This is a genomic window from Metabacillus rhizolycopersici, from assembly GCF_020075705.1.
Genome location: NZ_JAIQUM010000054.1, coordinates 1 through 20,137, shown reverse-complemented (window position 1 = coordinate 20,137; position 20,137 = coordinate 1). Strand labels below are relative to the sequence as shown.

The following is a 20,137-nucleotide window of genomic DNA, read 5'->3' as shown; positions in this document are numbered from 1 at the left end:
AAAACAAATATTAAGCAAACATAAATCCCACAATAAGCCTATGTAAATTTCAATTTACACAAAATTTACATCCAACATTACGATTGCGGAGACTACTGGATGACTGTCCCCCATATCAAAACCCCCACCTTCACATCTCAAGGTAGGGGTTTTACTCGCCTGTTAAAAATAGGCTAAACTTATGGTTGAAGGCGGCGATTTTCAGCTAACCATGCATAGGAATCATAGATACTTTCGTTCATATCATTTGATGATGCTCCTTGAATCAGTTTCATTTCTTCTGTTAATTCTTCTATAGAATAAAGGAGAGTCAATCAAAATATGATTACTCTCCTTTTCTTATCTACCGTAAATTTATCGGGGATGACGATCAATCACACAAAAAAGTGACGTGCGTCTGACTCTATTTGATTAGTTCCTCTCATCATTCGATTCTAGAATCTAGTTTTTTGATCTCTGCTTTGTGTAATTTCCAATCACCGCTTTCTTTTACTAGATTCCAATAGCCACCCCATTCTTGCACTAACGTTTTTCCGCCTGAGCTTCGATCATAAGAAGTCATTTCAAGATATGCTTTCGCAGTACTCCCTTTCACTTCCGTTACAGTTACTTCTGTGACAATATCCTGAATGTTATTCAGAAGTCCCCGCGTCCAAACATCCAATGATACCTCTGATTTTCGAGCTGATGAAAACAATCCATAAGCTAAGCTAAATTCATCTGTTGATATATAAGAATAGTGATTTATAACCACATCTTCTACAGCAATTTCGTCAATCGATACCCCTTCTGTTTCCTTAACATCAGCGTGTTTTTCCACCACATAAACTTTGGAGACTGTATTTGTATCTGCCTCTTTCTCCTCCTCATCAAAAACAAGCTCAGCACTGGATATCCCTTCTGTTAATGTCACCACAGTACTTTTCTTCACACCTTCATCAAACTTCTTTTGTGCAAAAATTTTTACCGACCCATCTAAAGGAACAGGACCAAATGATTCTACATCACCAATCTCCTTATCTGTGCTTTGGTTATTGACAAATAGGATCGCATCTTCATGATTTGAATAAACAGGGACAAAATAATTGGACCAATCAAATTCAATGCTGCCAGTTTCACCATCTACCTCAGCAGTATCAATTTTTAGTTTTTGCTCAACGACCCCAAATTCACCATTCACCGTAGCTTTTACTGTATAAACACCAGGTAAGAGTGGTCCGAACGTTTCTTCCTCATCTTCCATTGTTGCTTCTACTTTATCATTGATTAAAATATCTGTATTAGCTACATCTGAATGAATGTCAGTGTAAAAGGTTTGAATTTGAACAGCATAGTCATCAAAAAAGACCCATTTTTTTCCGTTATACTTTAAACTTGCTAGAGAATCCCCATCTAAAGAAGGAGATGTCCCCTCTTCCATTAAAGCTGCATCATTCATTAATTCTTCAGCAATGGATGTAATTCTTCTTGGATTTTCATGCAAATAGGAAATAAATTCCTCCGCCTGTTTGTCATCTACTTTTATTTCGTATTGTCCATCATTAATATATTTTTTCATTGCTGACACATCTTGTTGATTAATCGCATCAATAAACCCTTCTGCCACTGCTTTTGGAGCTGTCATTTGTTGAAGAAAATAATACCCACCTATTAAAAGCGCCAATACAACGATTCCAATAGCTGTTAAAATTTTTGATTTCTTGCTTTTAAACAATGGCTGTTTTGGTTCACTTGATGCTTGAGGTTTCGTTTGAGCTGGTTCAATCCTCGTGTCACTTATTGGTGTCAGCGTTGTTTCTGGTTCAATGTTTTGGTCCTTCTTCTTAGAAATCTGGTGGCCACATTCTCCACAAAACTCTTGAGTGTCATTCAACTTAGCCCCGCAATTGTTGCAGTAGTCCATGAAATCACCCCTTACGATGTTACATATTTTTCTAATTTCATATTTTCATAGTAAAAAGATAACATTCATTAGAAAAACCCAAACCCGAAGTCAAACATTGAACCGATTACTCCTATTATTAAATTGATCATAATAGCACCGATTGTCACCAATAAGATAATAATCGCCAAATAAGCTAAAAACGTACCATATATCCCATCTAATCCATTTGGTACATCTTTTTTAAAACTATAAATAGTAAATGGTACAACTAGAAACAAGCCTAAAAATCCAAATAATAAGAGCAGGATAAATAATTCAATTTGGACTAACGATAAAATGAGTGCCATAAGCAGAAACGAAGTCGGTACAATTAAGAACGTCCCAAATCGTGCACAAACATCTTTTAGCGAAACTTGAACACGCCCCATCCTGACAACAGCAAATGTAATTAACGCAACAAATCCAATAAATAACAAATAAAAGAAAGCTGGTTGAATAACCATTTCTGTAAAATCATCAACGAAATCTCTAACCCCAAAATACATCATTAATGGAATACTAAGCGCGTAAATAATCATCGTAATCAACCCATTAACGAATTGGTCTCCATATACAGACTGAGCTAAAGTCGTAGGAGTTTTCATTCCTTGCAAAAAATAGGATAGATATAATTTTGAAGCAGTCTTAGCCTTTTCAACATGGGGATTTTGCGTAGCTGGTTTGGAGTATGTAGGTTGTTGTCCAGCTTCACTTACAGCAACTGCCTGTTGTTCAAACGAATCTACTTGTAACCTCGTTCCACATTTCACACAAAAGTTTCCACCTGAATTAAATTGTCCACATTGAATACAATGCATTCGATGTCCCCCTCATTTGAAAATTTCATCTGGACTAATCATTTTTTCTGTAAAACATTAAAATTATAAACAAATTAGGAATTCACACCAAATAGTATACGCACCCCAATGAGAATTAGGACTCATTCACTGTTTTTTAAAAAATAAAAAGGTAAGGTTTGCATGAGGAATTTCTCCTACTTCTTGCTCACTTAGAAACTGAAGTAAAAGCACTAACAAATGAACTGACTAATTCAGCTTATCTATCCACTGTCTTGTAACATGAAATCCATTACAAAATTTTTTAAAAAATTTCATTCTCACGCTACTCAACCGCCCTAATTTCTATATATAAAGGGTGAAAGGAGGTGAGAACATGGCAGCTGAAGTATTATTAGAGTCGCAATTAAGACTTGTTTTCGATATGGGGTTGGATGAAAAAGGAAAACAAATCTTCAAGCGTAAAAATTACAACAACATCAAGACATCTGCAACAGCTGATCAATTGCTTCAAGCAGCACAGGCAATTGGAAGCTTACAAACTGAAACGCTAGCATTTGTCGAGCGTAACGACACAAATCAGATTACGGAGTAACAACGAGGAAAGAGAGCCGACCAGCTTTATGAGGGAAACGGAGAATACTCCCTTTTCCTTCAATTCTCACAAAGAAAGGAGGACAGAAAATGGCGAAAACATTAGAGCTTCTATTTTTAAATACGGAAGGGAAAACGGTGAAGGTAAACGTTGATTCCCCCATTGATCCAATTGATCAACAAGCACTTTCAACAGCGATGGACCAACTACTAGCTTCAAATATTTTCATGACGAACGGTGGAGAATTTGTCTCGAAGAAAGGCGCACGAATCGTTGATCGTAATGTAACCGAAATCGAGCTTGGATAATTAAGTTAGGGCTGACTACACGCTTCAAGGTCAGCCCTTTCCTTTACGAAATACAAAATAAGCGAGGTGAAACACAATGGAACAATGGCTATCAGTCATTAGTGAAGTCGGCTTCCCGATCATCGTCACGTTATATTTACTAAATCGAATCGAAAGCAAGCTCGACACATTAAATCACTCGATCCAAATGCTTCCTTCAGAGTTGCAAAAGCTGTAATTTTTTAAGGTGTTTAATGAAAAGAACTAAAAAGATCCAACTAATGAGAAAAAGAAGCCAATCTTCTAGTATGCGATTGATTCTCCTTATCTTTGCGCTATACATTTATTTCGGAAAAACCTGTGTGGTGCTACGTAAACACCTAATAAAGCGAGACTTCCATCAGTGGGGGTTTTCCTTATCCCCCACTGATGGATAGCGAGACTTACCTTAGCTTTTACGGGCAGTTATCCCCCCCACCTTCGCCTCTTTGTGATTCACTCAAGCTTAGAGGTGGGGGTATTACTGCCCGTTAATGCGGGATAAATTGTTTCCTTTGTTTATTTATAAAGGCTCTTTTCTAAATGATTGTTGTTTTTTGTGGGGGAGAAGCCCTAATCAAGGAAAAAAAGCAAAAGCGGACAATAATGGATTTTCGTGACCGATTTCTGAAATTCGGAGCCTAGGCGGTCAACTTTAATAGGTTTTCGTGACCGATTTCTAAAATATGAAGCCTAGGCGGTCAACTTTAATAGGTTTTCGTGACCGATTTCTAAAATACGGAGCCTAGGCGGTCAACTTTAATGTGTTTTCGTGACCGATTTCTGAAATATGAAGCCTAGGCGGTCAACTTTAATAGGTTTTCGTGACCGATTTCTAAAATACGGAGCCTAGGCGGTCAACTTTAATGTGTTTTCGTGACCGATTTCTGAAATTCGGAGCCTTAGCGGTCAACTTTAATGTGTTTTCGTGACCGATTTCTAAAATACGGAGCCTTAGCGGTCAACTTTAATGTGTTTTCGTGACCGATTTCTAAAATATGAAGCCTAGGCGGTCAACTTTGATGTGTTTTCATGGTCAATTTCTGAAATATGGAGCCGAACCAGTCACTGTTGATGACACTCTATATGACAATAGCAACAAAGTTTACTAGAACAGCCTTTATAAAAAAGGTTCAGTTCCATGTTTCCATTGAGAACTGAACCTAATTATGCCTTATTCCATATTACTGTGTTTTGAAAAAGCTTGTGCGTTACTAATTTCTTTCTTCTCAGCATATCTTAAGCAAACTCCATCGAAAAGGATATGGACGCATTGGTCGAATAGGGAACCGAGCGCCTGTATCGTTGGCTGTTCTCCACTTTTTCGGTATTTTGTGGCTGCAGGAACATGAATAATAAGGGAGCCATTTGATGCTAAAGGTGATTCAGTATCAGTTGTGATGGCAATTGTGTAGCAACCTATTGATTTTGCCTTTTCTGTAATCCAAACGACGTTTTTTGTTTTGCCAGAACCTGAAACTGCCACAAGGATGTCATCCTTTGAAATAGATGGTGTGATAGTTTCACCAATAACATATACCTCGGCACCCAAATGCATTAGACGCATGGCAAATGATTTGGCCATTAGACCTGACCGTCCCTCTCCTATGACAAAGATGCGTTTTTCTTCTTGAATTTCATGGACAAATTTGTCTATGTCCCCCAGGTTGCATCCTTTTATTACAGTTGAAATTTCTGAAAGAATCGTTTCAAATTGATTCATAATATCTCCCTTCCTCATCCTATTATTTTTCTAAAAGCTTCTGCTACTTTTTCAGGTTGTTCTGCATTTGTAATCGCTGAACCAACAATGAGAATATGAGGTCTCGGTTCTATCATTCTCTTGATTGAATCAACAGTAATACCGCCAGCCACCGCCCATTTCAGTGAAGGATCATAGTTCACTCTATCAATACTTTTCTTTTTGCCTGACATCTCTTGTTCATCCTTGCTAATATGGTCACAAAATATAGCATCCTTATATTTTAAAAGAGCATCCCTTTGTGTTGGAGATGTATTTAATAAATCAATCATCGCTAGCTTACCGTGCTTTGCTGCTGAATTTAAACATGCCTCTATTGTAGGCAATGGAGACACTCCCATTACGGTAGCAATATCGCTTCCTGCATTAAAGCAAAGATCAAACTCATAAATAGCATTATCAATTGTCTTTATATCCCCAACAATTTCTTTATCTGGAAAAGCTTCTTTTAATCTAGAGATACTTGTCATACCAAACTCTTTTATTAATGATGTTCCAACTTCAATCAGATCAATGTACTTTTCAGTTTTTCGCGCTAACCGAATTGCATCCTCAATGGTTAAACGATCTAAAGCTAGTTGAGTTTTCATAAAGCCCTCCTAAATCGATTTACTAAACCGGTTTATTTAAATTATATAAAAAATAAGGCCTATTTTCAAGACCTTATCTAAAAGAGTAGATATACTATTCGTCTATTTTTTGGGATGATTCTCTTATGACCAATTCACATGGAAAAACATATTCATGAAAACCTTGCGTATCTTCTTTAATTTGCTGAAGCAACACCTCTGCAGCCTTTTGCCCCATCTCATATCCAGGTTGTGCTATAGTGGTTACCGGAGTTTCAACTAAATGTGCAAATGGAATATTATCAAAAACAACTAGCGCGATATCTCGTCCAATTTTAATTCGTTTTTCTTTTAAAAATTCCAGAACCTCAAGAAACACCAGATCATTTCCTGCAAATAAGGCTGTTGGTGGCTCCTGAAGACAAATAAGCTTATCAAGCTCTTGTTTCATTTTTTTTATATCAGCATGAACCATGTATTCTGCTCTTACAGGCAGACTTGCTTCATTAAGTGCTTGTTTATAGCCATGAAGTCTGTCAACCCTTGGACTGGTACTTAATGGCTGAGTTGCAATTGCAATTCTCTTATGCCCATTTGAAATTAAGTGGCGCATAGATTCAGCAGTTGCTTCTATGTTAGCTGCGAGGACTGAATTTACTTTTAATCCATCTACCTTCCGATCCATAAAAACAACCGGATAGCCTTCTTCTATCATACTTTTATATAATTCAACGTTTTGTCCTGTCGGAAAAATGATGAGTCCATCAACTTGCTTTGCACGGAGTACTTCTATATATTTCTTCTCTTTTTCTGGATTATCATCCGCATTGCAAATAATTGCCTGCATGTTATGTTCATGGCAATAATCCTCTATCGAACGGCTAACCTCAGTCGAAAGACGGTGCATAATATTCCCTACTATAACCCCAATCATCGAAGTGCGCTTCTGCTTTAGACTTCTAGCTAGATAGTTAGGCTGATAGCCAAGCTTTTTGATTGCTTCATCAATTTTCTTCCTTGTATCTTCTCCCATATATTCAAAACGACCATTTAAAAATTGGGATACCGTACTCTTTGAAACTCCAGCTTCTTTAGCCACAACAGCCATCGTTACTCTTGCCATTTTTATCTTCCTCTTTCAAATCACATCGTACTTATATTTTAAAGGAAAAGTCCCGATAAATCCATTCTTTACCTGAGTAGTTCAGTTCTATCTAAAGTGAGACTTCCATCAGTGGGGGTTTTCTTCATCCCCTACTGATGGTTAGCGAGACTTATCGGATCTTTACGGGCAGTTATCCCCCACTTATCTTCTTTGCTTCTCTCGAATCTTTCGTTAAGAGTTTTACTGCCCGTTAAGGTGGGATAAAATCTATAAAAGGAAAAAAGCCACTCATCTTGAAAGCGGCACTTAAAAAGCGATTGATTTGAGAAAGTAACCTGAATTTTATCAACTGAGATTAAATAAAAAGAAGTTAACCCTTTATAACATAGTAGCTGGTTAACTTCCTTTCCTATATTAAACGGATCTTTTCTGTACCCTCACTTTGTAACGAGTAGTTTTTGATCCAACTCTGTCCTTACTTTTCTAACTTCTTTAGTAAACTGTGCTGCCTTTTCTTTCATGTTGTTCAGATACTCTTCGGTTAATGTATTTTTCGTATTAACAAGTGTGCTGCCAACCCCAACCGCAACGGCTCCAGCTCTAATATAATCGCCAGTATTATGGACATCGACACCACCTGTCGGCATTAAAGGAATATGTGGCATAGGACCTGCTATGTTCTTTAAATAGCTCGGACCAAAAGTACCCGCAGGGAAAACCTTGATTAAGTCTGCTCCATACTCGTAAGCCGTCAGAATTTCCGTTGGTGTAAAAGCTCCGGGTACGCTAATCACTCCATATCGTTTAGCCATTGTAATAGTTTCCTTTTTTACCGTTGGTGAGAAGATGAACTTCGCACCTGACAGTATCGCTGCTCTTGCAGTTTCAGCGTCAAGAACGGTCCCGGCTCCAACCATTACATCTTCTCCAAAATAGGAAGCTGCGGCTTCAATTACGGATACTGCTCTTGGCGTCTCCATTGTAATCTCTAATGCAGTCACTCCTCCATCTTTCAATGCATTTCCTATGGATATAATCGAATCGGGTGTTGCCCCTCTTATTACAGCGACAATTCCCCGCTTTTTAATTTCTGCTACTCCCACGAACTCAGCCCCTTTATCAACCTTTTCTTTTCCAATCAAATGTCATATAATAATAGTTCTCTTTTATTTCTACACGTAGAGAGCATTAGCTTTAGCAGGACTGCCATCCTAGCTAAAGCTATTTTTCATGAGATATTAGTTTGCACTTTATTAGATACCTCTGTATTAGATACCCCTGTATTTTTCTCCTTCGTTTTCTTTGTCGCAATAATTGTTAAGATTGCAGATAGCAGCAATGAGCCTGACATAAAGATATAGGAAGCTCCAAAACCGCCAGTCGAACCGTTCAAATATCCCACTACATATGAACCTACGAATGAACCAAGTGCTCCCATTGAATTAATTAATGCCATAGCTCCACCTGCCACATTTCTCGGTAAAATTTCTGGAATAATCGCAAAAAATGGTCCATAAGGGGCATACATTGCTCCTCCTGCTATGACAAGCAATACAAAGCTTAGCCAGAAATTACTTGTTCCAATAAGATAAGAGGCATAAAATGCAATGGCTCCTATAAGAAGAAAAGGCCAAACAAATACTTTTCTAGTCTGCTTTTTATCTGAGAAATGTGATGCTGTCAGCATAAGAACGACTGCTAAAACATAAGGTACTGCTGATAACCATCCTGTTTGAACTATATCCATATTTGGTGCTGCTTTTATGATTGAAGGTAACCACATAACAAACCCGTAAAGACCAATACTCCATAAAGCATATTGTAGTGATAAAAGGATAACTGTTCTTGATTTAAATGCTTCACGATAATTTTTTACAGGTTTGATTCCTTGCTGCTCTTTTTCCAACTCAGCCTGTAAATCAGCTTTTTCGCGAGAGTTCAACCATTTTGCATCTTTAGGCTCATCAACAACGAGCTTCCACCATAATATTGCCCAAATGACTGCCGGAAGACCTTCGATGATAAACATCAATCTCCAACCATAAGCTTCCAATAAATAGCCAGAAACAATTGACATCCAAAGCACCGTTACCGGATTTCCAAGAATGAGGAATGTGTTTGCTCGAGATCTTTCCGCTTTTGTGAACCAATGACTAAGAAATACAAGCATTGCCGGCATAACAGCACTTTCAACCACACCAAGCATAAATCGAATGACAAATAATAAACCTACGTTTGAAACCATTCCTGTTGCTGTTGCAAGGGCCCCCCAGCCAATTAATGACCAGAAAATCAATATTTTGGCACTTTTCTTCTCCGCATAATGTGCACCAGGAACTTGGAAAAAGAAATACCCAAGGAAGAAAAGAGAACCAAGCAGTGATGAAATAGCAGGTGTTATACCCAAGTCTTGAGCCATGCCGCCTGCCGCACCAAATGCATAGTTGGCACGGTCAAGATATGCAAGACTGTACGTAATAAAAACAACTGGAATAAGGCGAAGCCATCTTTTCTTTGCGAGCGTTTGCTGCATATTAATTCACTCCTTGTATAGGTAATTTCATAAATTCCATTAATTGATCGCGATTTGGATAACCATCATTATCCCCAGGAAATTGGACAGCCATAGAACCGATTGCATTTCCACGAAGTACAGACTCCTTAATTTGTAAATTTTCAAGCAAACCGCTAATAACGCCAACTGCGAAACCGTCTCCTGCTCCAACCGTGTCAACGACCTCTTTTACTTCATAAGGATTTACCAAACCCTCCTCAGAACTATTTTTATAATAAGCTCCTTCTTCACCGAGTTTAATAACGACAAGTTCGACCCCTTTATCCAAATAAAATGAAGCAATGTCACGCGGACTCTTATATCCAGTTAATATTTCTCCTTCAGAAATACCAGGTAAGAAATAATCTGCTTTCATGGCAAACTGATTAATGACTTCAATCATCTCTTGTTTGGATGACCATAAAGTTGGCCTTAAATTAGGATCAAAACTAACAGTACGTCCCAATTCTTTCATATATGAAAGTGCTGTTTGTGCAAAATCACGTGTATGTTCTGAAATGGCCAAAGGGATACCGGTCATATGAAGATGGCGAGCACCACTAAAATATTCTTCATGGAAGTCTTTTGCCCCCATAAAGCTCGCTGCCGAGCCCTTCCTGAAATATTGAACTTCAGGATCTCCAGTTACTACCTTTGATTTTATCTGAAATCCTGTTGGAAAACGTTCATCTGTAAATACATGCTCAACGTTTACATTTTCCCTTGCAAGTCTGTTCATTATAAATTTACCGAATGCATCAGATCCTACTTTACTTGCCCAGCCGGATTTGAACCCAAGTCTTGCCAAACCTATCGCTACGTTTGTTTCAGCACCTGCGAGTTCTCTTGTGAAACTTTCAATTTTATGTAACGGTCCTGCCTTTTCAGCAATAAACAAGGTCATTGCTTCGCCGAATGTTACAACATCTAACCTATTCATTAACCCTCACCTCATATCCTTGTTATTCTCTACCATTTCAACATACTCTCTTAGTAGACATTCTGGTAAAATTGGGAATTCAAGTGCTTTTGGCAAATCGTATGGAAATTGACTTGCAATGATGCGCCACTCAGCATTTTCACTAGTGTCAATCGCACAAGTTGTAAGTTCTATCCCATTTTGAGTGACATTTTTGAAATGAAGGTATGCTATATATTCCTTTAATTGCAATAATGCTTCCATAGCGTTTTCACCCGTATACATCCAGTTTCCCGTATCAAATGTCATGTTGACAGGAACATCCAAATTGACGACGCTTTCAAAAAAAGTCTTTAAGTTAATTAATTTCCCACCATAATAAGTCTGATCATTTTCAACAAGTAGCTTTACTTTTTCATTTTGCATAAGAAACTTTTTAAGCTCTACAATATCTGATATCTCCTCTTTGTAGTTCCCCAACGATGTTTTTACCCAACTTGCACCAAGTATGCTGGCTTCTTTAAAGATTTGTTCAAGCTCCTGTCTGTTTAATGATCCATCTATTTTCCATAAATCTACAGGTGTTGAATACACTGTAAACAGCGAGTATGTTGCAATCTCCTCTCTTAGTTGCTTCAGAGGTAAATCCCCAACCTGAAACAATTCCCTCCTGATTTCCACACCATACGCCCCTGATTCGGCGATTAACTTTATAAAAGCTATTTGCCCTTTCTCTAACACTTCTTTTCTATCAAAAGCATTTAATGGGACAACTATACTTTTCATAAATGTATTCCCACCCTTCCATAAACCGGTTTAGTAAATCGATTTATTAACATTATAAAATGAATGAAAGCGCTTTTCAATACTTTTTTTATTTTTTTAAATTGATAGTGAAAAAGATAGTCCCTGTGTAGTGATAATAAAGTTATTTAATTTTAAAACCTCAAACAAGCATAACCCCGTACTAAATTAGGACGGGGTTATGCTTGTTTAATTTTTGATGTGAATGCTTCTATGCACTTAAAAATATAACAATAAAGTCGTTTAAACCTAAGGGTTCTACCACAATTGCGTCCTATTGCTGAAGCTCCTTATGAAGAAAAGCATCCTTTGCTTTAAGTACAACCTTTCACAATCTATAGTCTTTCTTCATTTAAACGTAGTTCTCTCTCATTCGGTTTATATCTACTCTAGGCGGAAAGCCAAACATTCGGGAATATTCTCGACTGAATTGCGATTGACTTTCGTACCCCACCCTGAATGCGACATCAGCTACATCTGTTGACTCAGCTAATAACAAGCGCCTAGCTTCCTGCAATCTCAGTTGTTTTTGAAACTGAATGGGGCTCATTGCTGTTACCTCTTTAAAATGTCGGTGTAGCGATGAAACACTCATATTCGCTATTTCGGCAAGCTCTTCAATTCGAAAAGACTCTTCATAATTATTGATGATATGGTCTATAACGTCTCTTATTCTAGAAGCATTGCTACCTTCTAATGCCATTTGTTCAAGCGCTTCGCCTTGTGGACCTTGTAAAATCCAATAGATAATTTCTTTTTTAAATAATGGAGCAAGAACAGGGATATGCTTCTGATTTTCTAATAAAGAAGCTAGTCTAAGTACTGCATCCAACAAAGAAGATTCTATTTCGCTAACAAACATAGCTCGTTTAGTGTTCTTTCCCTGGCCAAATTGAATATCTGTTTCATTTAATACTTCTAAAACTTGGCTCGATGTAAATTCAAGTTTGAGAGCTAAATAGGGAGATTCTGTTGAGGCTTTAATCACTTGTCCTGTAACTGGCAAGTCAACGGATGCCACAATATAATTACCAGGACCGTACAAAAAGCGTTCCTCTCCCAATAATACCTCCTTCTCTCCTTGGAGGATAATGCAAAAGGATGTCTCGTTTATTCTTGAAATGGGTTCTGTAATTACAGATTCTTGGATTAAAAACAAAGATGAAATAGAGGTTGGATGTACACCGTCCTGTCCTGTATAACGCTCAATGAGTTTAGCAAGAAGTTGTTCATGCTGCTGTTTGTAGATTCTCTCAGACATACCTTACTCTCCTTTCCCCTTCATCTTCATTTATTTCATTCTACCTTATATTCGTTGATTGAGTAAGGGGTTTTGAGAGGATTAGGCAAAAACTTGATACTAATGGGATAACGATTGCTTTGATATATGTTGCATAATAAGAATACATGGATTCCAAAGTAAAAATAGGAGTAGAGAAAATGATAGCAAAACAGTATAAGGTCACTATGAGTTCGGGATTTGCTCGTCCAGCAACCCTTCTAGTAAGAGTTGCTTGTATATTTACATCTAAGATTTATCTTGAATATAAAGGGAAATCAGTTGACTTAAAAAACTCTCCTGAGTCTATCATGGATGTTATGTCATTAGGAATTGAAAATGGCTCTGAATTTAGTCTCACGGCTGAAGGAGTTGACCAGCTTCAAGCTCTAGAAACAATAGAAAACTGTTTAGTTAAAAAGAAAATTATCAAGTAATAGTGGAATCTATGTCTAATAAATGAAAATTATATACACGATCTATATCTTTTTATTTCTTATATCATTTAGAAAGTGAGGAATATCAAATGGAATATGTGAAACTTGGTAATACAGGCTTAGATGTATCTCGACTTTGTCTTGGATGTATGGGTTTTGGGGACGCTAACAAATGGTTTCACCAATGGGTACTTAATGAAGAGGACTCTCGCCCCGTTATAAAAAAAGCCCTCGACTTAGGGATTAATTTTTTTGATACAGCAAATGTATACTCACTGGGCACAAGCGAGGAATATCTTGGACGAGCTCTTAAGGATTATGCTAATCGTGATGAAGTTGTAATAGCAACTAAAGTACATGGACAAATGCATGAAGGTCCAAACGGATCTGGTCTTTCCCGAAAAGCAATTATGAGTGAAATCGATAAAAGTCTTAAGAGGTTGGAAACTGATTATGTAGATCTTTATATCATCCATCGCTGGGATTACAATACCCCTATTGAAGAAACGATGGAAGCATTACATGACGTGGTGAAGGCTGGAAAAGCAAGATACATTGGTGCTTCTGCCATGTATGCTTGGCAGTTCCAAAAGGCATTACATGTGGCAGAAAAAAATGGTTGGACTAAGTTCGTGTCCATGCAGAACCATTTAAACCTAATATACCGTGAAGAGGAACGAGAAATGTTACCTCTTTGTAAGGAAGAGAAAATTGGTGTCACTCCATATAGCCCTCTTGCATCAGGGAGATTAACGCGTGATTGGTCAGTAACAACGCATCGTTCCGAGACAGATCAAATTCAAAAATCTAAATACGATGCGACTGTGGGCGCCGATCGATTGGTTGTGGAGCGAGTAGCATCCATCGCAAAAAAACATGGTATCCCTCGTACACACATCGCACTTGCCTGGTTACTACAGAAAGAACCAGTAACAGCTCCTATAATTGGTGCTACGAAAATACCACATCTTGAAGATGCTGTAGGTGCTTTATCGGTTAAGCTTACACCTGAAGAAATTGCGTTTCTTGAAGAGCCATATATACCACATCCAATAGTTGGTCACAACTAAGTGTTTTGCTGATAAATAGAAGGAAACCCAATCTTCCATAATGGTAAGGTTGGGTTTTTCTTTTAAATCTTTGAGAACCCTCATTGGTAAACTAAACAGTCAGTTAACCTAAGTCTGAACCTTCATAATCTTTTCTAGACATTAACATAAATATCTAATTTTATTTAAGGGTGCTGTTCAACAATCTCCCTGGCCCAATACCAAAAGACGCGTTGCTCGATAAACGCGCCCGTTTTTTTTGAAGACCTACAATATTATTAAAGGCTGTTGAAGCTTGCTTGCTCTAATTTAACTATAGAAAATTAGTTCAATAAAGTTAAAGAGGATTTTAATCTTCCTTATTATCCATCTTAATTTTGTCAAAATTATCTCTTATACTAAACCAGTATGCCACTAAGTAAATGAAAAGAAAAATAAAGAAATCATATATAGATGGCCAGCCTTTAGGGTCATAAAAATCAATCATCACAAATAATCGCATTCCTATAAATGCACCAAAGCCTGCAAAAATAACAGCTTTTACAAATGGATTAAAACTTGGCTTAATTTGAAGGGTGAACATGACTGCCACTGGAAGCATAGATATATGATAAGGAAGAAACAATACGCCTGAATTAGGAATCAATTTTATTGGGTATGACCATTTCCCCATCGATACTGCAAAAAAATCAATTACCAGACCGATAAGTATAGAGATTAAACCTGCATAAAGTAATCGATCTGAGCTTTCTTTTTTTCTAATCCTAAACCAAACTATCCAAGGTATGATGAATAATGCAATTCCCAACCACCATCGCCATGAAAATAGAAATGCATTCATTATCGCATCATTTATCAAATTATTTGCACCATGGATTTTTTGATAAGCTTGTTCTACTTTGTTAATCCCTTCTTGTATTGTCATTTTTTCACCTCGTTTTAATCAAGATTTAATTGTCGATACTCTCTCCTGATTAAAGTTTCAATAATCTCTTTGATCGATTTACCTGTTGATTGCTTGATTTTGTTAACCATTTGTTTTACCTCTGGGTCTGTTTCAATAACCATTCGAATTTGATCCTTTTAAGCCAGCCTTCACCTTTATATAGAATGTTTATTATGCAAATCGTTGATAATTTATCCAAATAGTTAGATATTTATTCTATTTGTCACAAAAATGGTAGTATATTTTAAAAAAACATACCACCTGGCTGCTTGCTTCGTTACTTTTATTGAACATTACTCCCCTTTAGCTAAATATGCCTTACTCCCAGTTTTGTTTGATCGTGTTACTTCATTAAGAAGATCTAAAAACTATCTCGGAGCACTGTATAGGCGTACAGCTTCACGAAAAGGTAAGATACGAGCAGGAATTGTCGTCGCTCATGCCATGTTGAGAATAGCTTATTATCTCTTAACACGAAAAGAAATGTATGTAGACTTAGGCGAAGACTACTTTGATAAACAGAGACAGCAATCCATTGTACGACATTCACTTCGAAGACTCAAAAGTTTGGGATACACAGTTACGTTACAAGAACCTGAAGCATCTTAATTCAGGCCATTTTCCTACAATAGATCAATGAATCAGGCGCTCTCCCCTTTTAAAAAAATGAATGAGCTGCGTCTTATTAAGTATTGCCTTTTTCACTGAATTACAGAAGTTTATTTTCATGGTAGACCAACCTATTCACTTGTTTCAACGATGCTAGATCAGGCCTTTGAACGATTAACAAACGAGGACACACTCCTTATTCATTCTGATCAAGGTTGGCACTATCAAATGAAACAATACCGAAATGCCCTTAGTAAACGTGGCATTACGCAAAGTATGTCACGCAAAGGGAACTGTTACGATAACGCCGTCATTGAAAGTTTCTTTGGCATCATGAAATCAGAATTTTTTTATCTAAAAGAATTTGAAAGTGTAGAACACTTTAAGCAAGAATTAGCAAAATATATAGAATACTATAATCACAAACGGATCAAGGCAAAATTAAAAAGTATGAGCCCGGTACAATACCGAGCTCATACCCAACAAGCCGCCTAACGAAATAGCCTGTCTAACTTTATGGGGTCACTTCAAATTAGAAGCTCCTTTTTTTCTATTTGTTGAACTAATGTAGTAGCTTGTTAAATAGAAAACAAAAAATTTTAACCTGTTAGAATATCTTCACTTGGATATCGAATTTTTTCTTGTTCAAGTTTTGTTGCTAGTGAGAAGGCTAAAGTTAAAGGTCCTAATTTGCCCAAGAACATGATAAACACAATGATTATCTTACCAATGTCTGAAAGATCTGCTGTTATTCCCATGGATAACCCTACTGTACCAAAAGCCGAAATAACTTCAAATAATATCTTTAAAAATGGTTCTGGTTCTGTAATATTTAAAAGGAATACAGCTAAGAAAATAAATAATAAACTTATTGTTGAAATCGCAAGGGATCGGACAATAACTTTATCTTTTATGGCTCTATTTCCGATAGTAATTTGGCTTTTTCCTTTCAAAAAGGTTAATACTGAGAAGACGATAACTAAAAATGTTGTAAGTTTAATTCCTCCACCTGTCGAGGCACTTCCTGCTCCAACAAACATTAAGAGTAACATGAACGTAATAGTTGCTTCGTGTAAACTTCCAATATCAAGTGTATTAAACCCAGCTGTACGAGTTGTTACTGCTTGGAAATAGGATGCCCACAGTTTATCGCTTAGTGATGATAATGTTCCTAACGTATTAGGATTACTGTATTCTAAGGAGAAAACAATAATCATTGCCAACAAATTAATCATAAAAGTACCACCTATCATCAACTTTGAATGAAGACTTAACTTTTTAAAGCTGCGTTTATACCATATATCCGATAAAACAGTAAAACCTATCCCTCCGATAATAAATAGGAACGTGATAACAAGGTTTATTAATGGATCGCCTACATATTTCATCAAACTGTCTGACCATATAGAGAATCCAGCATTATTAAAAGCTGAAATAGAGTGGAAAAAGCTATAATACATTCCTTTTCCCCATCCGTACTCTGGAACCCATCTTATAGCTAAAATCAACATAGCAATAATTTCAATGCTAAAGGAGTATATAAATAAGTTTTTAACTAATTTTATTACCCCACCTAAAGAAGTTTGATTTAGAGATTGTTGTATGATCAATCTCTCTTTAAATCCTATTTTTTTCCCTAACATAATAAAAATAAGAACCGCAAAGGACATAATTCCCAGCCCACCGACTTGTATAAGCATGAGAATCACTAATTGTCCAAAAGTTGTAAAGACAGTACCTGTATCCACTACAGCAAGACCTGTGACCGTCATAGCAGATGTTACGGTAAAAAGAGCATCAGTCAAACTAATAGGAGTAGTTGTTGAAATAGGCAATTTTAACAGTAGTGTTCCTAAGATGATAAAAAATAGGAACACTAGTACAAGCAGTTGAGAAGGATTTAATTTAATATATTTCGTCTTCATAGTTAAACGCCTTCTTCTTCAAATCTAGCAATGTCTTTATTATGTCCAATTACGATTAACACATCGTCTGTATAAATCACTTGTTCAGCAGAAGGAGAAACAATAAATTCACCATGACGTTGAATACCGACAATCGTGCATCCATAATTTGCACGTACATTGATTTCACCTAAGTTACAGTGGTCAAGCTTTTTGGTTACTCTAATTTCTACAATACTGTAATCTTTAGATAGCTCAATAAAATCAATCATTTTATCTGACACAATGTGATGGGCAATTCTTTTTGCCATATCACGTTCTGGGTGAATGACTCTATCAACACCAATTTTCTCAAGAACTTTTGAATGATATTCATTCTGAGCTTTCACCCAAACTTTGCGGACACCCATTTCTTTGAGTAACAATGAAGTTAATATACTTGATTGCATATTATTCCCAAAAGAAACGAAGGCATGATCAACATTACGAACACCAAGCTGATTTAAGACAGTTTCATCAACTGCATCTGCACAAACTGCATACGTTGCATAGTTCATATACTCATTGACTTTTGCCTCATCTTTATCAACTGCGATTACTTCAACACCCATTTCATGGAACTCTTTTATTATTGTTCCTCCAAAGCTTCCTAACCCAAATACAGCAAAAGATTTTAATGATTTTTTCATATAGACCTTCCTAGTTATGTTTCTTTTAGTATTTGTTTCTTGTCATAAAAATATAAAAATCCAACTAAAAAAGACCACAGAGGATTACCCCGTGGTCAAGTTATTTTCGATCACAAGTTTCACCATCCTCTCCCTAACGCTTACGAAGTTAGCTGTCGGATTCGGGTCAAGAAGTAACCCTACCTTCAAAAAAGGATTCACCCCAAGCAACAAAAATAATTGATGCAAAATTGGTTCCTCCGTTCCATACGGATTCAGCGATTAAGATGATTGATTTATTAATAACAGATATATTACTCCGATCTTTTAATGTTGTAAATGCTAATTTCTAATAAAATCATTTGCTTTTTGATCAATCAATTTATAAATAATGATGTTTTAAACATATCTAGTTAACATAATCACGCTTATAGGTAATCAAAAATGCCTTCAGAATTTTCTTAAATCCGAAGGCTTTGGATAAAACACAATAAATAGATTATGTTGCATCTGATTCTGATTTGATTTTTTCATCCTTAGTTTTCTTCTTGAAGTGGTTTCGAACCACGGTAATAAGCAGCATTAGCAAGGGAACAATCGCAAGAAGAGGAATGGCAAGGTAATACTCAAAGACAGACCCTTCTTCCGTAAGTTCTGAAAAATCGGAGGCAATCATCATTGAAAAAAAAATGAGAATAATCCCAGTTGGTAAAAGAATTTGTTGATGATTTTTTAATTTGAATAAATCGACCATTCCAATTACGGCACCATACAAATAGATGGATGTTTTAAAAAACACTGTAATCAGCATGGTGAAAACAACAAGAACATCCAGGCGTTGGATAAAATCCAAAAGGTTGATCTTTCCGATGGTTGATAACAAAGGAAACGTAGATTTCTCCACTGCTTCGATACCAAGAACAGTAATATTTAAACTGGTTGTCCAACTTAATACTAAGCCACTTGAAATTAAGGCAGACAGCCACACTTTTTTTACTAATCCAGATTGATTCAAATAAGGAAGCAGCATCGTAAAGACAATCATTTCGCCAAAAGGGAAAACGATAATCTTGGGAAATGTTGTCGTTACGATGGGTTTCCATCCATTTTCCAGAAACGGCTGCAAATTATGAAAATCCATATTAGCTGAAGCAAAGACCAAAAAGTTCCCTGTTAGCCCAAACAAGAACAAAATGACAATAAATACTTCTGCTGTCCTCGCTAATACTTCAATCCCAAGATAAAGTACATAACAAATGACAAGAACAAATAGGAGCGCGATGGCTAATAATGGTGTTTCGGTCATAGTCGATGAAACCAGCAAATCACTGATCTCACGCACATTTCTAGCGGCAATGTACAAAAAAAGGAGGATGTATAACAAACCAATCATCCACCCCAAGTATTTACCAAATATTTTTCTAGCAACTCCGGTAAGTGGAAGGTTTGGATATTGGCGAAATAAAAAGTAATAAACGGAAAATAAGACCATTCCCCCACCCATTCCTAAAAGAATGGCCAGCCAGGCGTCTTTTTTAGCCTCTATTCCATAACTTAGGACCACCGCAGTCCCCATCTCAAATAAAAACATCATGGCAAATAGTTGAATGACGCTAATCTTTGCTTTCTCCACTGTCTTGGATCTCCCCCCTTCCCAAATGATTTAATTCGCACGCTTATACATCTCTTCTAGTTATTCATTTTCACCTACTTTCCAATTTTAAATACTTTTAAGGGTTAAGAAATGTATACTCTATACAAAACTAGTTAAGTCGGGTAAGCGAGGGGCATCACTGCCCCTAACTCCCCTAAGAACCGTACGTGACAGTTTCCCATCATACGGCTCAAGCCTTCTTTTTGTCCAAACAACTCTTTTATCTAACGCAAGGT

The 20,137-nt window shown here is 36.8% G+C and carries 21 protein-coding genes, 1 pseudogene and 1 riboswitch; of the genes and pseudogenes, 6 read left to right on the top strand and 16 right to left on the bottom strand.

Annotated elements, in window-relative coordinates; genetic code table 11:
• Window positions 1-179 precede the first annotated feature (179 nt).
• From K9V48_RS29145 to K9V48_RS19580, 3 genes are all read right to left on the bottom strand, one after another.
• Window positions 180-314: a hypothetical protein gene (locus K9V48_RS29145; protein ID WP_263432892.1), complete on the bottom strand. Its 135-nt coding sequence runs from the start codon at window positions 312-314 to the stop codon at window positions 180-182.
• A gap of 110 nt (window positions 315-424) precedes the next feature.
• Entirely contained in the window at window positions 425-1,903 is a 1,479-nt protein-coding gene (locus K9V48_RS19585) for a zinc ribbon domain-containing protein (RefSeq protein WP_224140849.1), read from the bottom strand.
• Window positions 1,904-1,971: 68 nt separating this feature from the next.
• A complete protein-coding gene (locus K9V48_RS19580; RefSeq protein ID WP_224140848.1) occupies window positions 1,972-2,742 on the bottom strand; it encodes a zinc ribbon domain-containing protein in 771 nt (256 codons plus the stop codon).
• Window positions 2,743-3,097: 355 nt separating this feature from the next.
• On the opposite strand from K9V48_RS19580, the gene K9V48_RS19575 reads away from it, so the two are divergent.
• The 3 genes from K9V48_RS19575 (at window position 3,098) to K9V48_RS19565 (ending at window position 3,841) form a co-directional block, all read left to right on the top strand.
• Window positions 3,098-3,316 (top strand): DUF1659 domain-containing protein, encoded by a 219-nt coding sequence (locus K9V48_RS19575; protein ID WP_224140847.1) that lies wholly within the window; start codon window positions 3,098-3,100, stop codon window positions 3,314-3,316.
• 89 nt (window positions 3,317-3,405) lie between these two features.
• A complete protein-coding gene (locus K9V48_RS19570; RefSeq protein WP_224140846.1) occupies window positions 3,406-3,624 on the top strand; it encodes a DUF2922 domain-containing protein in 219 nt (72 codons plus the stop codon).
• A 76-nt stretch (window positions 3,625-3,700) separates the two neighbouring features.
• Entirely contained in the window at window positions 3,701-3,841 is a 141-nt protein-coding gene (locus tag K9V48_RS19565) for a YvrJ family protein (protein WP_224140845.1), read from the top strand.
• Window positions 3,842-4,816: 975 nt separating this feature from the next.
• Here K9V48_RS19565 and hxlB read toward each other — a convergent pair.
• The 8 genes from hxlB to K9V48_RS19525 all read right to left on the bottom strand — a co-directional run bounded on the left by hxlB (window position 4,817) and on the right by K9V48_RS19525 (window position 12,616).
• A complete protein-coding gene (gene hxlB / locus K9V48_RS19560; RefSeq protein ID WP_224140844.1) occupies window positions 4,817-5,365 on the bottom strand; it encodes a 6-phospho-3-hexuloisomerase in 549 nt (182 codons plus the stop codon).
• A 14-nt stretch (window positions 5,366-5,379) separates the two neighbouring features.
• Window positions 5,380-5,994: a 3-hexulose-6-phosphate synthase gene (gene hxlA / locus K9V48_RS19555; protein ID WP_224140843.1), complete on the bottom strand. Its 615-nt coding sequence runs from the start codon at window positions 5,992-5,994 to the stop codon at window positions 5,380-5,382.
• 94 nt (window positions 5,995-6,088) lie between these two features.
• Window positions 6,089-7,096, bottom strand: coding sequence for a LacI family DNA-binding transcriptional regulator (locus K9V48_RS19550; RefSeq protein ID WP_224140842.1), 1,008 nt, complete (start codon window positions 7,094-7,096; stop codon window positions 6,089-6,091).
• 419 nt (window positions 7,097-7,515) lie between these two features.
• Entirely contained in the window at window positions 7,516-8,181 is a 666-nt protein-coding gene (locus K9V48_RS19545; protein WP_224140841.1) for a bifunctional 4-hydroxy-2-oxoglutarate aldolase/2-dehydro-3-deoxy-phosphogluconate aldolase, read from the bottom strand.
• Window positions 8,182-8,306: 125 nt separating this feature from the next.
• Window positions 8,307-9,611 (bottom strand): MFS transporter, encoded by a 1,305-nt coding sequence (locus K9V48_RS19540; protein WP_224140840.1) that lies wholly within the window; start codon window positions 9,609-9,611, stop codon window positions 8,307-8,309.
• A 1-nt stretch (window position 9,612) separates the two neighbouring features.
• Window positions 9,613-10,572 (bottom strand): sugar kinase, encoded by a 960-nt coding sequence (locus K9V48_RS19535; protein WP_224140839.1) that lies wholly within the window; start codon window positions 10,570-10,572, stop codon window positions 9,613-9,615.
• A 6-nt stretch (window positions 10,573-10,578) separates the two neighbouring features.
• The gene (locus tag K9V48_RS19530; RefSeq protein WP_224140838.1) at window positions 10,579-11,337 is read right to left on the bottom strand and encodes a sugar phosphate isomerase/epimerase family protein; all 759 of its coding nucleotides are present in this window, start codon (window positions 11,335-11,337) and stop codon (window positions 10,579-10,581) included.
• Window positions 11,338-11,707: 370 nt separating this feature from the next.
• A complete protein-coding gene (locus K9V48_RS19525; RefSeq protein ID WP_224140837.1) occupies window positions 11,708-12,616 on the bottom strand; it encodes an AraC family transcriptional regulator in 909 nt (302 codons plus the stop codon).
• Between the two features lie 179 nt (window positions 12,617-12,795).
• Here K9V48_RS19525 and K9V48_RS19520 point away from each other — a divergent pair, with 179 nt between their 5' ends.
• Window positions 12,796-13,071 carry an HPr family phosphocarrier protein gene (locus tag K9V48_RS19520; protein WP_263432891.1) on the top strand — a complete coding sequence of 92 codons (276 nt, stop codon included), beginning with the start codon at window positions 12,796-12,798 and terminating at the stop codon, window positions 13,069-13,071.
• An 89-nt stretch (window positions 13,072-13,160) separates the two neighbouring features.
• Window positions 13,161-14,141 carry an aldo/keto reductase gene (locus K9V48_RS19515; protein ID WP_224140836.1) on the top strand — a complete coding sequence of 327 codons (981 nt, stop codon included), beginning with the start codon at window positions 13,161-13,163 and terminating at the stop codon, window positions 14,139-14,141.
• A gap of 328 nt (window positions 14,142-14,469) precedes the next feature.
• Here K9V48_RS19515 and K9V48_RS19510 read toward each other — a convergent pair whose 3' ends face one another.
• On the bottom strand, window positions 14,470-15,045 hold the full coding sequence (locus tag K9V48_RS19510; protein ID WP_224140835.1) for a CBO0543 family protein: 576 nt from the start codon (window positions 15,043-15,045) through the stop codon (window positions 14,470-14,472).
• A 14-nt stretch (window positions 15,046-15,059) separates the two neighbouring features.
• Window positions 15,060-15,188: a hypothetical protein gene (locus K9V48_RS29140; RefSeq protein ID WP_263432890.1), complete on the bottom strand. Its 129-nt coding sequence runs from the start codon at window positions 15,186-15,188 to the stop codon at window positions 15,060-15,062.
• Window positions 15,189-15,798: 610 nt separating this feature from the next.
• On the opposite strand from K9V48_RS29140, the pseudogene K9V48_RS19505 reads away from it, so the two are divergent.
• A pseudogene (locus tag K9V48_RS19505) lies at window positions 15,799-16,170 on the top strand (IS3 family transposase); the annotation flags it as partial.
• A gap of 104 nt (window positions 16,171-16,274) precedes the next feature.
• On the opposite strand, the gene K9V48_RS19500 reads toward K9V48_RS19505, so the two are convergent.
• The 3 genes from K9V48_RS19500 to K9V48_RS19490 form a co-directional block, all read right to left on the bottom strand.
• Window positions 16,275-17,600: a TrkH family potassium uptake protein gene (locus K9V48_RS19500; RefSeq protein ID WP_224140834.1), complete on the bottom strand. Its 1,326-nt coding sequence runs from the start codon at window positions 17,598-17,600 to the stop codon at window positions 16,275-16,277.
• Window positions 17,601-17,602: 2 nt separating this feature from the next.
• A complete protein-coding gene (locus K9V48_RS19495) occupies window positions 17,603-18,268 on the bottom strand; it encodes a potassium channel family protein (RefSeq protein WP_224140833.1) in 666 nt (221 codons plus the stop codon).
• A 122-nt stretch (window positions 18,269-18,390) separates the two neighbouring features.
• Window positions 18,391-18,538: riboswitch (cyclic di-AMP (ydaO/yuaA leader) on the bottom strand.
• Window positions 18,539-18,746: 208 nt separating this feature from the next.
• Window positions 18,747-19,880, bottom strand: coding sequence for a GerAB/ArcD/ProY family transporter (locus K9V48_RS19490; protein WP_224140832.1), 1,134 nt, complete (start codon window positions 19,878-19,880; stop codon window positions 18,747-18,749).
• Window positions 19,881-20,137 lie beyond the last annotated feature (257 nt).

What these genes read in the sequence shown, in the direction of transcription:
- K9V48_RS19565 (WP_224140845.1), top strand. Translation starts at nt 3,701, where the DNA reads ATGGAACAATGGCTATCAGTCATTAGTGAAGTCGGCTTCCCGATCATC.
- K9V48_RS19520 (WP_263432891.1), top strand. Translation starts at nt 12,796, where the DNA reads ATGATAGCAAAACAGTATAAGGTCACTATGAGTTCGGGATTTGCTCGT.
- K9V48_RS19535 (WP_224140839.1), bottom strand. Translation starts at nt 10,572, where the DNA reads ATGAATAGGTTAGATGTTGTAACATTCGGCGAAGCAATGACCTTGTTT.
- hxlB (WP_224140844.1), bottom strand. Translation starts at nt 5,365, where the DNA reads ATGAATCAATTTGAAACGATTCTTTCAGAAATTTCAACTGTAATAAAA.
- K9V48_RS19530 (WP_224140838.1), bottom strand. Translation starts at nt 11,337, where the DNA reads ATGAAAAGTATAGTTGTCCCATTAAATGCTTTTGATAGAAAAGAAGTG.
- K9V48_RS19575 (WP_224140847.1), top strand. Translation starts at nt 3,098, where the DNA reads ATGGCAGCTGAAGTATTATTAGAGTCGCAATTAAGACTTGTTTTCGAT.
- K9V48_RS19515 (WP_224140836.1), top strand. Translation starts at nt 13,161, where the DNA reads ATGGAATATGTGAAACTTGGTAATACAGGCTTAGATGTATCTCGACTT.
- K9V48_RS29140 (WP_263432890.1), bottom strand. Translation starts at nt 15,188, where the DNA reads ATGGTTATTGAAACAGACCCAGAGGTAAAACAAATGGTTAACAAAATC.
- K9V48_RS19540 (WP_224140840.1), bottom strand. Translation starts at nt 9,611, where the DNA reads ATGCAGCAAACGCTCGCAAAGAAAAGATGGCTTCGCCTTATTCCAGTT.
- K9V48_RS19525 (WP_224140837.1), bottom strand. Translation starts at nt 12,616, where the DNA reads ATGTCTGAGAGAATCTACAAACAGCAGCATGAACAACTTCTTGCTAAA.
- K9V48_RS19500 (WP_224140834.1), bottom strand. Translation starts at nt 17,600, where the DNA reads ATGAAGACGAAATATATTAAATTAAATCCTTCTCAACTGCTTGTACTA.
- K9V48_RS19550 (WP_224140842.1), bottom strand. Translation starts at nt 7,096, where the DNA reads ATGGCAAGAGTAACGATGGCTGTTGTGGCTAAAGAAGCTGGAGTTTCA.
- K9V48_RS19570 (WP_224140846.1), top strand. Translation starts at nt 3,406, where the DNA reads ATGGCGAAAACATTAGAGCTTCTATTTTTAAATACGGAAGGGAAAACG.
- K9V48_RS19580 (WP_224140848.1), bottom strand. Translation starts at nt 2,742, where the DNA reads ATGCATTGTATTCAATGTGGACAATTTAATTCAGGTGGAAACTTTTGT.
- K9V48_RS19585 (WP_224140849.1), bottom strand. Translation starts at nt 1,903, where the DNA reads ATGGACTACTGCAACAATTGCGGGGCTAAGTTGAATGACACTCAAGAG.
- K9V48_RS19495 (WP_224140833.1), bottom strand. Translation starts at nt 18,268, where the DNA reads ATGAAAAAATCATTAAAATCTTTTGCTGTATTTGGGTTAGGAAGCTTT.
- hxlA (WP_224140843.1), bottom strand. Translation starts at nt 5,994, where the DNA reads ATGAAAACTCAACTAGCTTTAGATCGTTTAACCATTGAGGATGCAATT.
- K9V48_RS19510 (WP_224140835.1), bottom strand. Translation starts at nt 15,045, where the DNA reads ATGACAATACAAGAAGGGATTAACAAAGTAGAACAAGCTTATCAAAAA.